Here is a 13,951-nt window from a genome sequence, read left to right as displayed (position 1 = left end):
CGGCGGGCGCCTCCCGCACCTGTTCCCCCGCGGAAAGGGCGCGGGCGGCGTCCCCCCGCACCTGTTCCCGGCGGGGAGAGGGGGCAGGCGGCGCCTCCCGCACGTCTTCCCGCCGGGGGAAGGGCGAGGGAGGTACCTCCGCACCCGCTCCCGCCGGGGGGAGGGCGCAGTCGGCTTCCGACGACACCCCTTCCACGCGGGGGAGGCCCGAACCTGTCCCCGTTCACCGGAGATCCCGGGGGGAGGGAAGGGCAGGGGTAGGATGCGCGCCATGATGCACCGGCGGCAGGTGATCTCCGGGCTGGCGGCCCTCGCGCTCCCGGCGTGCCGAGGGGGTGCTCCGCGTGTCGACGCACCAGATCCCCGCTGGAGAGAGCTGCGCTTCGAACCCGGGGCAGACAGTCCCGGCGAGCAGCGCGCGCTGCTCCTCGTGCCAGACGGCGCTCCCCGCTTGCCCCTGCTCGTGGCGCTGCATGGCCGCGGGGAGTCGGTGCGCGGCGTGGACGTGGGCGCGCGCGGCTGGCGTGACGACTACCACCTCGACAGGATGCTCGGGCGCCTGCGCGCGCCGCCGCTCACGGCGAACGATCTGGGTGGGTTCGTGGAGCCGGCGCGGCTCGCGCGGATGAACGCCTCGCTGCAGGCAGCGCCGTTCGGCGAGATGGTCGTCGCGACGCCCTACACGCCGGAGCCCACCGACAGGAGCCTGGAAGGGGGACGGCTCTTCGGGCGCTTCGTGGTGGAGCGCTTGCTGCCGCGGGTACGCGGCGAGATCGGTGGCGAGATCGGCGTCGAGGCGCCGCGGGCGCGGGTGGGCATCGATGGCGTCAGCCTCGGCGGGAGGCTCGCGCTGCTCGTGGGCCTCGCGCACCCGGAGGTGTTCGGGGCCGTGGGCGCCTTGCAGCCGGCGATCCGCTCAGGAGAGGCGCCCGCCTTCGCCGCGCTGGCGAAGGAGGCCACGCGCAAGGCGCCGCTCCTCCTGCGCCTGGTCTCCAGCGAGGGTGACCCGTTCCTGCCCGAGATCCGCGCGCTGAGCGCCGAGCTTGCGAAGCAGGGCGTCCCCCACGACCTCTTCGTCGGCCCCGGGCCGCACGACTACGGCTGGAACCGTGGCCCCGGAGGCGCGGAGATGCTGCTCTGGCACGAGCGTGTGCAACGCGGACTGCCGCCTCCTTGACTGGGCACTGGGCACTGGGCACTGGGCACCGGGCACCGGGCACCGGGCCGGTGGACACCGGCCGGGGGAGGCAGCTCCGTCTCCTGAATGCGCTGAAGAGGAAGAGAGGCGCCGAAGCGCCAGCGCGCCGACGCACCGACCCCGAAGGGTCGGCCGGGCGTCACAGCCGCTGCGAGTAGAACTCGATGATGAGCTGGACCTCGATCGCGAACGGGATGCTGGTCTCGTCCGGGAGGGAGGCCACGCGCGCCGAGCGGGTGTCCTTGTCGACCGACAGCCACGTCGGGGCTTCCAGATCCTTGCGAGCGAGGCCGGTCTCCACCGTCTGGTGGGCGCGGCTCTTCTCGCGGAGGCTCACGGTCTGCCCGGCGCGGAGGCGGTACGACACGATGTCCACCCGCTTGCCGTCGACGAGCACGTGACCGTGGGTCACGAGCTGCCGCGCCGCGGGGATGGTCCGCGCGAAGCCCGCACGGAACACCACGTTGTCGAGGCGGCGCTCGAGCAGCTCGATGAGCTTCGCGCCCGCGGCCATGTCGCTGCCGCGCGCCTCGATCATGAGGTTACGGAGCTGCCTGTCGGTCAGGCCGTAGTTCAGGCGGAGCTTTTGCTTCTCGCGGAGCCGCAGCGCGTACTCGCTGAGCTTCTTGCGGGCCTGGCCGTGCTGGCCGGGGGGGTAGGGGCGTCGCTCGGTCTTCTTCGCGGACAGGCCAGGAAGCTCGGTCCCGAGCGCGCGCATGATCTTGACGCGAGGTCCAGTGTACCGGCTCATCCGCGTGCCCTCCCACAGGAAGTGCGCGCGCCGCAGGCGCCCGTGTGTGCAGACATATTCATCGAGCTTCGCTGTCCTTTCTCTTCTCTTTAACGAGCTTTATACGCGCCGGTTGACGGAGGGTGAGACCCGGGACGGGAGTAGACCGGTCGTGAGCATTCGTTCCACGTTTCATCCAGTGACCGCAGCCGCGGTATGCCGGAGGGACCGCATAGCGCGAAATCAACGGGGCATGGCGTTTTTTCCGCCAGGCCGGGCTCCGGACCCGCGGATCGGCCCAGCGGAGCCTCCCTGAGGGACGTCAGGGCACGATCCAGAGCCCCGCGGAGGGTGCCATGGCTCCCCCCCGGCCCCCTCGGGGGTGAAGAAACCGTCACCTGCGCTTCACAGGCCGACCTGGGCGAGGAGCGCCTGCACCCGCAGCGCGTCTTCGAGGCTGCCGGTGTCGTGGGCGTGGTCCATGGCCGCGAAGAGGTGCGTCTGCTCCAGGTCGAGGCGCTCGGGGTGCTGTTCGAGCAGGGTGACGTAGTGATCGAAGTACCGCTGCGGCGCGGCGCGGGTCCGCCCGGCGACCACGTGGCGCACGGTGGCGTGGAGCGCGATGCGGCCCGGCAGCGGCTCCTGCACGAGGCGGAGGGCGCGGAGGGCGGCGAGCGCATCGGGAGCTTGCGTGCCGGCCCGCGCGAGCGTGGCGAGGGAAGCCTCGTCGAGGTGGTCACCGCCCGCGTGGGCGAGCACCGCCATCATCCGGCGCGCCGCGGGGGAGAGCTGCGTCCACGCCCAGGCCACCATCAGCGCCACCTCGGGCAGGTCGTCCTCGTGGGCGATGGCGTGCACCCGGTCCACCCCGCGCGCGAGCAGCCAGCGGCGCAGCGCCTCGGCGTCGATGCTGCCGCCGGTCACCGCGGCGTTGGCGATCTCGAGCGCCACGGGGTTCCACCGGAGGAGCTGGGTGAGCGCGGCGATGGCGGGAAACGGGCTCTCGCCGGAGATCACCAGCGGTGGAGCGACGGGGAAGATGGTCACCCCGGCGATGAGGCAGCGGCGCGCGGTGATCACCCAGGTGATGGGGAGCCCGCGCAGGGCGTCGAGGAGCGCGGCCACGGCGCGATCGTCCTCGTGGTTGTCGAGGACGATGAGCGCTGGGCCCTGCGCTTCGAGGCGCCGCCTGAGCGCCTTGAGCGAGTGCGGATTCCCCGAGCGGAAGCGCAGGGCGAGCATGCCGACGAGGGTGCGCATGTCCCAGGCGCCCACCCGGATCCAGTGGATGCCGCCGGATAGGCCAGGGCGAAGGCGGTGCCCGAGCGCGCAGGCGAGGGTGGTCTTGCCGCTGCCTCCGGCGCCAACGAGGGCGATCCGGGTGGGGTGCGCGCGCCCGATCGCGGCAGCGAGCGTCTCCAGCTCGCGGCGCCGTCCATGCAGCGCCACGGGTCGGGGAGGGAACACGGAGGGCGTCATCGCGGGGGCGAGGGTAGCACCCGCGGGCGGGGTGGCGCGGGCGGGGTGGCGATCACAGCACGATGGTCCGCCGCCCCTCGACAATGACCCGCCGCTCCAGGTGCGCGCGCACGGCGCGGGAGAGCACCACCCGCTCGACGTCACGACCGACGCGCGTCAGCTCGTCGGGGCCCATGGCGTGGGTCACCCGGGCCACGTCCTGCTCGATGATGGGGCCCTGATCGAGGTCCTTGGTCGCGTAGTGCGCGGTGGCGCCGATGAGCTTCACGCCCCGGGCGTGGGCCTGGTGGTAGGGCCTCGCGCCCTGGAAGGCCGGCAAGAACCCGTGGTGGATGTTGATCACCGGCGGGGCGTGGTCGAGGAAGCCCGAGGTGAGGACCTGCATGTAGCGGGCGAGGATCACCAGGTCGATGTGGTGCTGGGCGGTGAGCTCAAGGACGCGCTTCTCCTGGTCGGCCTTGGTCTCCGGGGTGACGGGGAGGCAGACGAAGGGGATGCGGAAGCTCTCGGCGACCGGCTCCAGCGTGGGGTGGTTGGAGATGATCAGCGGGATCTCGCAGGGCAGCTCGCCGGAGCGCTGGCGCAGCACGATGTCGTAGAGGCACGCCGGGTCCTTGGTGACCAGCACGGCGGCCCGCTGGACCACGTCCGAGTACCGGACCGACCACTGCGCCGAGAGCGAGGTGGCGAGCTCCCCGAACGCGGCCTCCAGGGCCCCGCGCGTCGCCGAGCCGCGGAGCGCGCTGCTCGCGGCAGGCGTGGAGAGCCCGGCGAGGTCGACGACGAGGCGCATGAAGAAGCGGGCGCCGCCCTCGGCGTGGACGTCGGTGTGGTTGCTGGCGTCGACGATGTTGAGGCCTGCGGCGTAGAAGAAGCTGGCGAGCCGCGCGACGAGGCCTGGCTGGTCGGGCGCGGAGACGAGGAAGAGGGCGTGAACTGGCTGGCTCATCGGGCGCTCGCCCTAGCGCAAGCGCGAGGCGGGTGCGAGCGCGAACACGCGCCTACACGAGGAGCTTCACCTCTTCCTCGTGCACCTCGTCGCCGCGTAGCAGGGCCTGAGCGTCGCCGCGCTCCGCCTTCTTCAGCAGCCGCCAGATGTGGCGCCCGAGCACGTCGATCTCGGTCGAGGCGTATTGCTCGCCGCCGAAGCGCTGGATGTTCTCGGTCTGGAGCTTGAGCATCGCCGCGTCCTGCGCGAACACCTGGAGGCCGAGCGGCATCAGGAAGGGTTTGAGGAGCCACCCCGGCAGGAGGCGGACCTTGAAGCTCACCACGGCGTAGATGTGGGTCAGAAAATCGGAGACGGGCGTCATCGCCGCGCTCACCAGGAAGTGGTTCTCCGTGCCGATGCGGTACTCGACCTCCGCGATCGAAGGGAGGATGAAGCGGTCGAAGTGGGTGACCATGCCCCCCGAGGGCGAGAGCAGGCGCGCCACCAGGCCCTCAGGGCGCGGCTCGCCGACGTACTCGGCGACGACCCGGTCCCGCGAGCGCTGCACCTTCGCGGTGATCTGGATGCCGCGGGTCGCCGAGCGGAACAGCCCCCGGTGCAGGTACTGGGTGTGGGGGACGTCGAGCGCATTTTCGAGCGCCGCGTGCATGGTCGACTCCGAGGTGACCCGCCGCCGCACCGCCGTGTACCCCTTCTCGCCGAGCTGCGGGAAGCGGTAGGGGCTCGTGGTCGGGGTCTCTCCGGGGGTCGAGTACACCCAGAGGAAGCCGTCCTGCTCCAGCGCCGCGAAGCTCATGGCGTTGCGCGCCTTGGCCCCTGGCTCACCCAGCAGAGAGGGAACGAAGCGGCACGCGCCGCGGCCATCGAAGCGCCAGCCGTGGTAAGCGCACTGGAGCTGCCCGTCGACGACCTCACCGATCGAGAGCGGCACGTTGCGGTGCGGGCACCGATCCAGGAGCACGCCGGGGTGGCCCTCTCCGTCGCGGAAGAGCACGAGCGGCATGCCGAGCAGCATGCGGGCGATGGGCTTGCGCTGAAGCTCCGACGCCATCGCCACGATGAACCACTGGCCCGGCAAGCGCACGACCGACGCGCGCACCTTGGCCTGGGGCGGAGCGAGCAACGCGCGGACCGGCAGGAGGGGCCCCCCCTCGGCCTCCTCGCCCGTCTGGATCGCGGTCTCGGGAGCTGCCATCGCCCGGGAGCGTTGCGCGTTTTCCGGGCACTGACAAGCGTGCCCCGGTGCTGCGCACCCTGAATCAGGGGCCTTTCGGCCCCTACGCTCCCGAGGGTCGCTACCCCTGCGGATCGTCGCGCAGAGGACCTGGGAAGAGCTTCGGGGATGCAGGATCAGGACGCGCGGCGCTTCGGTGCTGCCGCACCTCGCCGGGACGCCTTGGTCGCGCGGGTCGCCTTGGTCGCCTTGGTCGCGCGGGTCGCCTTGGTCGCGCGGGTCGCCTTGGTCGCGCGGGTCGCCTTGGTCGCGCGGGTCGCCTTGGTCGCCTTGCGCGCTGAAGTCCTCGGCGGAGCGCTGGCGAACCACCCGTAGCGATCGAGAGACACGCTCCCGCGGACGTCGACCTCCACCCCTTCGGCTTCGAGCTGCGCGCGCTGGAGCGCGCCTCCCACGGGATCCTTGATGGAGATCGCAGCCCGCTGCCGCGAGCGGCTCCCGAGCACGCGGTGCCAGGGCACCCTGGCCAGGTCGCCGGTCTCGCCGAGCGCCGAGAGCGCCTGCCCCACGTGGCGCGCCGCGCGCGGGTGGCCGGCCATCGCTGCCACGGCCCCGTAGGTGGAGATTCTCCCCCGAGGGATGCTGCAGACGACCCGGTAGAAGTCGTTCCACCAGGACAGGGGCTCGGGGACCGGTGCAGCTTTCGAGGGCGCCTGACGGGTCTTCGGTTTCATGCGCGTTTCATTCGCGTCTCATGCGTTCAATCCAGCACCTTGCGCGCGGTCCGCACCGCCCGGAGCGCCGCTGGCGTCTGCTCTGCGCCGAGCAGCGTGACCACCGCGCCCGCCACCGCGCGCCGCGCGTGCGCGTGCACGTCGGCGAGCCGCAGGTAGATCTGTGCTTTCTCGGGCAGGTCTGCCGCACCCCGCTGGGTTTCGAGGCGCCCGACGAGGCACCTGGTGAGCTCCCCGTCGTCGAGGGCGCGCAGCACGGACAGCGCAGCCTGGCGGAGGGCGAGCTCCGGGCGCCGCTCCACGAGCGCGACGAGCGGCGCGAGGGCCACCAGGCCGAAGCGACGGATGGCGTCCGTGACCATCCCCGGCTGGTAGCCGTCGGCATAGGCCGCGAGCAGCTCGTCGATGCTGCGCACGTCGGCGAGGTGGCCGAGCGCGAGCACGGCGGCCTTGGCCAGATCCTCGTCGCTGGTGCGCTTGGCCAGCATGCGCACGAAGACCTCCACCATGTCGCTGTCGCCGAGCAACGCCAGCACCTCGGTGGCCGTGTCCCGCACCTCTCTGGAGGTGTCGCTCCAGAACGCCTGCCGGACCGTGGGGATGGCCGCGCCGCTGCCCCGGTAGCCCAGGGTGCGCAGCGCTGTCACCCGCTCCTCGCGGCGCTTCGCCTCGAGCGCTTCCCGGCACAGATCCTCCACCTGCCGCGCGTCGTCGAGCATCTTGCGCCGTGCGCCGGCATCGGTGGGCTGCCGGGCCACCTGCATCAGCTCCAGGGACTCGCGCGCGAGCGAGAAGATCCGCATGTCCTGGGCGCGCTTCGCCTCGTCGAAGATCTGATGGAGCATGGCCTCGGCGTGCGCCTCGTGGCTCTTCGAGGTCCTGGCCTTCGCCGAGGCCACGCCGATCGCGCCGATCACCTTCACGGCGGTGAGGCGCGTGGTCCTGCCGGCGGCCGTGTCGAGCGCGCGCCGCGCAGCCTGCAGGCCCTCCTCGGGGCGCGTGGCGAGGGCGGCCACGATGTGAGGCGTGGCCGCGCCGTCCGCCCAGGTGGGTAGGATGGCGTCCGTGAGCTGCTCACCCGAGAGCGTGCCGTAGTACCGCGCGTGGTGGATCGCGGCCTCGTAGCGGTTCAGGGTACCCTCGGCGCGGCGGCGGGTCACCTCCGCGGGCGAGAGACGCTCGGAGGGCTCTTCGACGTGGACGCCGGCATAGGTGGGCACCTGCACGAGCTGCGACCGGTCCACGTGGGCCGTGCCCGCGAGCCGCACCAGCGCGATCTCCAGGACCTGGTAGAGCTTGATAAAATCGCCGAGCCGCTCCGAGGGCTCGAGGCGCGCCGGGAGCGCGGCGAGGAGGGCGCCCTGCTTCTCCAGGCCCAGCTCCGAGAGCCGCTTCACGAGCGGCTCGACGCGCCTCGGGGTGAGCGAGGAGAGCCCCGTCGCGAAGGCGTCGGCCAGCTCTCCGCGCACCTCGCCGAGCACGATGGCTGCACCCGAGACGCCGGCTGCCCTCGCCGCCGCCGCCCACGCAGACCCCTCGGGCCCCTCGCTTCCCCCGGGCGTCTCCGCGCGCGCGCGGAGGGGCTCCATGATCGCCCGCAGCTCAAGCCCGATCTCGCTCTCAAGAATTGCCGCGACGGGCCACAGCGTCGGCAGCGCCGCGTCGATGCCCACGTCACCGAAGAGGACGCGCAGCTTGCCCGCGCGGAGCACGCCTGCGAGCCGTTCCTCCAGCGCTTCGTCGTGGGGCAGGTGCAAGGTGTTGCCGCCCTCGTCCATCGCCTCCAGCCGGTCGCCGCGCACGAGCAGGGCGTCGACCCGCACCGCGACCGGCATCAGGTCGGGCGCGAAGAGGTCCTTCCGGTGCGCCTGCAGGGCCGCGAGCGAGGCGCCCGCGCCAGGGAGCGCCTTGTCCACCATCGCCGCGAGGATCGCGTTGCCGAGGAGCTTGCGCTGACCGAGGTCCTCGAAGTCGATCCGGTGAGGCGGGAAGCCAGGGAAGGTCGTCCCCCGCGCCCCCTCCAGGAGGTAGCCGGCGCGGCTCGTGTTGAGCGGGGTCCGCTTGACGATGGCGAGGGGGAGGATCTGCTTCTCGCTGTGGTGGAGCCCTGACGAGACGTCGAGGAACCGGCTCTCGTTGACCAGGAAGTCATCGCTCGTGGTGTAGGAAGTGAAGGCGTACTCCACGAGGTGGAGGCCGCTGACCGGCTGCCGATCTGCCTTCTGCCACGTCTTGCCGATCAGCTCCTCGACGTGGCGGTCTCCGAGCGGCTCTCCGGCGAGGTGCTTCTCCAGCTTGCGCGCGGTGAGGAGCATGTCCGCGAGCAGGGCGGTGTATCGGCCCGGGGGCACCATGCCGTCCGGCGCGGCGGCCGAGGCGAGGAGGTGCCCGAGGTCGGTGGTCCGCGCCGAGAGCCGGCGCAGGCGGTTCGCGCGCAGCGTCTCCCCGAGGCCCTGCACCTGGGCGACCCTCTCCTCGGAGAGCGAGGCGACCCCGGCGACCGAGAGTTCCCGCACCAGCGTGCACACCTGCTCCACGCCAGCGCGCATCAGGTCCTCGGCGCTGACCCTGCCTTTCTTGACCTGCCGCTTCTTGACCTCCCCCGCGCTCTCCCCGCCGGAGGAGGGTCCGTCGCTCACCAGGAAAGACTCGGGTGCGCGCGCCCACGCCACCATCAGCGCGGTGCCGTGCTTGCAGAAGCCCCCCCGCCCCTTCGACCTCGCCGCCGGGCAGGAGCACTGCGCCTTGAACTCCGGCGCGGGTTCGGCCGTGTAGACCACCGTCACCTTGTACGGCGTCGCCCCCGAGCCCTTTGCGTCGCAGTAGAGCTTGTTGCGGTGGCGCGAGAGGTTGAGGAGGCTCCCGTCGTCGTACAGGGCCGTCCCTTTCGCCAGCTCGCGCCGATCGCCGATCCAGGACTGGAGTTCGCCGACGCCGATGCGCTGGACGTCCTCCGACGCGGGTGAGGTACCCGACGCGGGCGAGGTACCCGACGCGGGCGAGGTCACCGCGCCTCCTGGGTGACGAGGGGGCCGAGGTCCTGCCCTTTCATGATCCGCTCCACCACCTTGACGAGGAGCTTCGGGGTGCAGCCGAAGCAGGGGATGCCGAGCGCGGTGACCTTGGCGGCCATCTCGTGGTCGTACGAGGGCTTGCCACCGTCGGTGAGCGCCAGCAGGCAGACCGTCTTCACGCGGCTGTCGACGAGCTGCTGGAGGCGCCCGAGCAGGTCGGTCTTGTTGCCGCCCTCGTAGAGGTCCGAGATGAGGATGAACAGGGTCTTCTCGGGGCGCTCGATGAAGTGCTGCTGCGCGTAGGCGACCGCGCGGTTGATGTCCGTGCCCCCGCCGAGCTGCGCCGTGAACAGGGCCTCCACCGGGTCGACGAGGAGCGGGGTCACGTCCACGACCTCGGTGTCGAAGAAGAGGAGCCGCGTCCGGAGCACGTCGATGGAGGCGAAGATCGCCGCCATGATGGAGCTGTAGACCACGCTCTCGGCCATGGACCCGGACTGATCGACGAGCACCGCCACGTCCCACTCGTGGCGCCGCTGCTGGTTGGCCCAGAAGTAGAGCCGCTCGGGGACGAGGCGCTTCCGGCTCGCGTCCCAGCCCTTGAGGTTCTTCTGGATGGTGCGCTTCCAGTCCAGGTTGCGGGCGACGCGCAGCGGGCTCGTGGTGTGCTGCCGGAGCGCGCCGAGGACCGCCGTGCGCAGCTCGGTCTCCAGGGTCTTGCGGATGTCGTCCACGACCTCCTGCACGATCTGGCGTGCTGCTTCGCGCGCCCGGTCGGGGATGAGGCCGCGCGCGCTCATCAGGGTGGCCACGAGCTCCACGTTCTTCTCGAGCAGCGGCAGCGTCTCGGGCTCGAAGAGGAGCTGCTTGAGGCCCCGCCGCTCGATGGCGTCCTTCTGCACCAGCGCCACCACCTCGTGGCTGAACAGCTCGCGCACGGCGGCGAGCCACTTCGGGATGTAGGGCCGGGACGCGGCGAGCCCGCCCGACTTGTCGTGCTTGTCGTCGTAGACGAACGACAGGGCTCGATCGAGGTCGCCGAGGCGCCCGGGGTCGAGCCCCACGCTCCCCGCCTCGCCTTCGAGGCCGCTCAGCGCAAAGCGCCCGCTCGTGCGCTCTGCCTCGGTGCCGAGTGCCAGCCGCCACCGGAGCAGCGCTTCACGATCCTTCGACGGCAGTTCCTCGTCGCTCATAGCAGCTCGTCCAGGTCGTCCATGGCCGCGGAGAGCTCGTCGCTCATCGCCACCAGCCGCTCTCTGTCCTGTTCCAGAAGGACGATGTGCGCGGCCTCCGCCCTGTCGGCGATGCGCCGCGCCACGAGCACGTTTTCGAGCAGGTAACGCCGTTCCGTGGTTCCCAGCCGCGAGAACGCGCGCCGCAGCACCGGCAGGGTTTCCCGGAAGCGCTCGGGCGCGATCCCCGCGAGGAAGGCGTCGAGCGCTTCGACCACCGGGCGGCTCTTCACCATCACCAGCGCGTTCACTTCCAGGAAGCCATCGAGGAACGACGCCGCCGCGAGGGGCTCCCCGATGGCGCCGAGGCGCAGGCCGACGATGCGCGACACCTCGTCCTCGTCGAGCTTCTGCGCGAGGTACAGGAGCCCGCAGCACATCCCGGAGCACGCGGGGTTGACCGTGAACGTCTCGGCGATGTCCCGGGCTGCCTCGGCCCACGCCTGCTGGTCCAGGTAGGGCCGGGAGGTCGCCAGATCGTGCAGGGTGCGCAGCGCGCCCTTGATGGGGGCCACCGCCTCGTCGTCGCCGGTGCACGCTTGCCGCACCCGCAAGACGGCGCGGTCGAAGCTCTTTCGGGCCAGGGGCACCAGCACCTGATCGCCCACGGACGACCGGGAGCGGGTCGACCCGAACGAGACGAGGTACGAGACGTTGCTCGTGGTGCGCGCGAGCGAGGGCAGGTCGTCGTCGTACGCGGCGAGCCGGTCGCAGGCGCGCAGGGCGGCGGACACGGTGACGGGGCAGCTCGTGAGCACCGCGTCGAGCAGCACGTCGGCGGCATCGCCCGCGCCGCCCGCGTTGGCGAGCCGCTCGCCGAGGGCGCGCGTCACCACCTGCTCCAGCGTGTCGCCGAGGACGATCTTCTCGACGAGCGCCACGTCGGTCGCGGGTGTCCACTGCGCCTCCCAGGCCTCGTTCACCTGGGAGAGAAAGGCCTGCGTGTCGAGCGCCGCGTCCTGCTTGGCGCGCGCGGCGCGTCCACCGAGGCCCCGCTGCGTCCCCAGGTAGGTCGGGTAAGGGACCTCGCCGATGCGCAGGCGGTGCAGGAAGATGCTGGTGCCGACCTCGGTCTCGTTGGTGAGCTGGAGGGTGAAGGACTCGGGGGCGTCGCTCGCGGGCAACCTGCGCGCCCGCACCTCGCGCCAGAACTCCTCCTGCAGCGAGGTCCTGCCGATCCGGCTCGCCACATGGCCCACGCTCTTGCCGATCATCGCGGGCCAGAGGAAGCCGTCCACGTGCGCGGCGTCGCCCCGGCAGAGCGTGGCGATGGTCGCCTCGCGCACCTCGTCGAGGCCAGGACCCGCCTTCCCCCGGATGTCGGCGAGCCGCACCGCGAGCCGGTAGGCCTCGATGGTGTCGGCCAGCGAGGCCATGAACCCCCGCAAGCGCAGGTGCTCGGTGAACTCCACCAGCACCTCCAGCGTGGCCCGCTGGAAGTCGCACCCTGCGTCGTGGGCGCGCTGGTAGTAGCGGGGCGCGCGGTTGCCCGCGCCGTAGCCGAGCTGCTCCGCGAGCCGCGGGAAGCTGTAGGGGATCAGCGTCGCAGCGACCGGCACCGGCGCGGGTAGGCACTCGTCGAGCGAGAGGTCCACGTCACCGGCCGCGAACGCTGCCGCGTGCGCCGCGCCCACCACCACCGCGATCCGCTCGGGTGCGATCCCTTGCTCGATCCGCTCCAGCACCTGCCGCGCCATGAAGGCGTCGCGCGCGCGGTGCACCAGCCGGTCCCCCTCGGCGCGCACCAGGTCGGCGTAGGCGATCAGCGCCTCCCGGAAGGACGAGGGGTCGTACGCGGGCGCCTCGAACGACGCCTCCCAGAACTCCTCGAAGGAGCGGAAGCCGCGGGCCTCGGCGCACGCCTGGTAGACGTTCACCCGTGGCGCTTCCTCTTCCTCCTCCTGCACCTGCGCGACGGCCGCTGCGGGTTCGTCGGCCTCGTGCTCGGGCGCCCAGCTCTCCTCGGAGCCCGGGTCGTCGAGGTCCTCGTGGCCCACCACCTCACCCTCGTGGGGCGCGAGCGCCGTGCCGATCGCGATGTCGATGAACTCGGCCCGGGCGCCGCGCTCTGCAGCCCACTTCACCGCGACGTACTCGGGCGAGTAGGTGGCGAAGGGCCACAGCGAGGAGCCCTGCTCGCCATCGACCCGGTAGCCCAGGATGGCGACGGGCGGCTTGGTCCCGGGATCCACCAGCGCTGCGAGCAGGTGGGTGGCGTCGTGAGGTCCCTCCACGAGCACGAGCGACGGCCTGGTGTGCTCAAGGAACGCGCGCAGGGCGGCGCTGGACCGCGGCGAGTGGTGCCGGATCGGGAAGACGTGCACCGACCTGAGCAGGTCGAGGTTCATCAGGGGTTGAGCCGCCTCTTCGCGGCGCTGTAGAACTCCTTCCAGAGGCCAGCGCGTCCCTTGGCGACCGTCTCGCAGTACTCGCGCACGGCCTTCACGTCGTCACGGCTCTCCTTGGCCACGGCGCCGAGCAGCGAGCGCACCAGGTCCTCCGGCGTCACCTGGCCGTCGCCGAAGTGCTGCGCCAGGATGCCGCTGTTGAACAGGACGCTGATCGCCTCGGCCGTGGAGAGCACCGATCCCGGCTGCTTCACCTTGGTCTTGCCGTCCTTGGTCACGCCGGCGCGCAGCTCCTGGAACAGCGTCACCAGCACCTTGGCCAGCTCCGCCGGGGGCTCGACGCCCACCTGGTAGTCGCTCCGCAGCTCGGCCTCGCGCCGGGTGACGATCCGGATCTCCTGCTCTAGGTCCTCGACCACCGGGATGGTGACGAAGTTGAACCGTCGCTTGAGCGCGGCGCTCATCTCGTTCACGCCCCGGTCGCGGGTGTTCGCGGTGGCGATGATGTTGAAGCCGCGGGCCGCACTCACGCCCTCGCCGAGCTCGGGGATGGCGATCTGCTTCTCGGAGAGGATCGAGATCAGCGCGTCCTGGATCTCGGACGAGGTGCGGGTGATCTCTTCGAGCCGCGCGAACTTGCCCTCCCGCATCGCCCGCAGGATGGGCGAGGGGACCAGCGCCTTCTGCGAGGGCCCCTCTGCGAGCAGGAGGGCGTAGTTCCAGCCGTATTTGAGCTGCTCCTCGCTGGTGCCGGCGGTGCCCTGCACGATGAGCCCGGAGGTGCCGCTGATCGCCGCGGCGAGGTGCTCCGACAGCCAGCTCTTGGCGGTCCCCGGCTCCCCCACCAGCATGAGGGCCCGGTCGGAGGCGAGGGTGGCGATGGCCACCTGCACGAGCGCCCGATCGCCGATGTACTTGGGGGTGATGAGGACACCGCCGACGGGCGTGTCGCTGCCCATGACGTAGGTCTCCACGGCGCGCGGCGAGAGCCGCCAGCCCGGGGGGCGCGGCGCGTTGTCGCTGGCGGCGAGGGCCTCAAGCTCGGCCTTGTGCTTGACCTCGGCGGGGAGGCGGATGTCCGTCATGGACC

At 71.8% G+C, this 13,951-nt stretch carries 10 protein-coding genes; 1 reads left to right on the top strand and 9 read right to left on the bottom strand.

Annotation, left to right across the window (positions count from 1 at the left end; genetic code table 11):
• Window positions 1-271: 271 nt before the first annotated feature.
• Entirely contained in the window at window positions 272-1,177 is a 906-nt protein-coding gene (locus CAP_RS12695; protein WP_231511403.1) for an alpha/beta hydrolase, read from the top strand.
• A 160-nt stretch (window positions 1,178-1,337) separates the two neighbouring features.
• Here the strand turns inward: CAP_RS12695 and rpsD are convergent, their stop codons facing one another.
• The 9 genes from rpsD to CAP_RS12650 all read right to left on the bottom strand — a co-directional run bounded on the left by rpsD (window position 1,338) and on the right by CAP_RS12650 (window position 13,946).
• Window positions 1,338-1,949 carry a 30S ribosomal protein S4 gene (rpsD, locus tag CAP_RS12690; protein ID WP_044240340.1) on the bottom strand — a complete coding sequence of 204 codons (612 nt, stop codon included), beginning with the start codon at window positions 1,947-1,949 and terminating at the stop codon, window positions 1,338-1,340.
• 384 nt (window positions 1,950-2,333) lie between these two features.
• On the bottom strand, window positions 2,334-3,395 hold the full coding sequence (locus CAP_RS12685) for a P-loop NTPase family protein (RefSeq protein ID WP_231511400.1): 1,062 nt from the start codon (window positions 3,393-3,395) through the stop codon (window positions 2,334-2,336).
• A 64-nt stretch (window positions 3,396-3,459) separates the two neighbouring features.
• Window positions 3,460-4,356 (bottom strand): formyltetrahydrofolate deformylase, encoded by an 897-nt coding sequence (gene purU, locus CAP_RS12680; RefSeq protein WP_044240336.1) that lies wholly within the window; start codon window positions 4,354-4,356, stop codon window positions 3,460-3,462.
• Between the two features lie 52 nt (window positions 4,357-4,408).
• A complete protein-coding gene (locus tag CAP_RS12675) occupies window positions 4,409-5,554 on the bottom strand; it encodes a Rieske 2Fe-2S domain-containing protein (RefSeq protein ID WP_081864826.1) in 1,146 nt (381 codons plus the stop codon).
• A 155-nt stretch (window positions 5,555-5,709) separates the two neighbouring features.
• Window positions 5,710-6,267 carry an MGMT family protein gene (locus tag CAP_RS12670; protein WP_063748682.1) on the bottom strand — a complete coding sequence of 186 codons (558 nt, stop codon included), beginning with the start codon at window positions 6,265-6,267 and terminating at the stop codon, window positions 5,710-5,712.
• A 26-nt stretch (window positions 6,268-6,293) separates the two neighbouring features.
• Window positions 6,294-9,275: a HEAT repeat domain-containing protein gene (locus CAP_RS12665; protein WP_052374966.1), complete on the bottom strand. Its 2,982-nt coding sequence runs from the start codon at window positions 9,273-9,275 to the stop codon at window positions 6,294-6,296.
• The gene (locus CAP_RS12660; protein ID WP_044240334.1) at window positions 9,272-10,474 is read right to left on the bottom strand and encodes a VWA domain-containing protein; all 1,203 of its coding nucleotides are present in this window, start codon (window positions 10,472-10,474) and stop codon (window positions 9,272-9,274) included. The genes CAP_RS12665 and CAP_RS12660 overlap by 4 nt, the downstream gene beginning before the upstream one ends.
• The gene (locus tag CAP_RS12655) at window positions 10,471-12,861 is read right to left on the bottom strand and encodes a DUF5682 family protein (RefSeq protein WP_044240333.1); all 2,391 of its coding nucleotides are present in this window, start codon (window positions 12,859-12,861) and stop codon (window positions 10,471-10,473) included. Before CAP_RS12655 ends, CAP_RS12660 begins: the two co-directional genes overlap by 4 nt.
• Window positions 12,861-13,946: an ATP-binding protein gene (locus CAP_RS12650; protein WP_044240332.1), complete on the bottom strand. Its 1,086-nt coding sequence runs from the start codon at window positions 13,944-13,946 to the stop codon at window positions 12,861-12,863. The genes CAP_RS12655 and CAP_RS12650 overlap by 1 nt, the downstream gene beginning before the upstream one ends.
• Window positions 13,947-13,951 lie beyond the last annotated feature (5 nt).

It is taken from the genome of Chondromyces apiculatus DSM 436, from assembly GCF_000601485.1.
Taxonomy (GTDB): Bacteria; Myxococcota_A; Polyangia; order Polyangiales; family Polyangiaceae; genus Chondromyces; species Chondromyces apiculatus.
The sequence above is the reverse complement of the archived record's forward strand: the minus strand, read 5'-3'. Positions and strand labels throughout refer to the sequence as shown.

Bases quoted from the DNA above. Each gene is read 5' to 3' on its own strand.
- CAP_RS12695 (WP_231511403.1), top strand. From the start codon at position 272: ATGATGCACCGGCGGCAGGTGATCTCCGGGCTGGCGGCCCTCGCGCTC.
- rpsD (WP_044240340.1), bottom strand. From the start codon at position 1,949: ATGAGCCGGTACACTGGACCTCGCGTCAAGATCATGCGCGCGCTCGGG.
- purU (WP_044240336.1), bottom strand. From the start codon at position 4,356: ATGAGCCAGCCAGTTCACGCCCTCTTCCTCGTCTCCGCGCCCGACCAG.
- CAP_RS12675 (WP_081864826.1), bottom strand. From the start codon at position 5,554: ATGGCAGCTCCCGAGACCGCGATCCAGACGGGCGAGGAGGCCGAGGGG.
- CAP_RS12670 (WP_063748682.1), bottom strand. From the start codon at position 6,267: ATGAAACCGAAGACCCGTCAGGCGCCCTCGAAAGCTGCACCGGTCCCC.
- CAP_RS12660 (WP_044240334.1), bottom strand. From the start codon at position 10,474: ATGAGCGACGAGGAACTGCCGTCGAAGGATCGTGAAGCGCTGCTCCGG.
- CAP_RS12655 (WP_044240333.1), bottom strand. From the start codon at position 12,861: ATGAACCTCGACCTGCTCAGGTCGGTGCACGTCTTCCCGATCCGGCAC.
- CAP_RS12650 (WP_044240332.1), bottom strand. From the start codon at position 13,946: ATGACGGACATCCGCCTCCCCGCCGAGGTCAAGCACAAGGCCGAGCTT.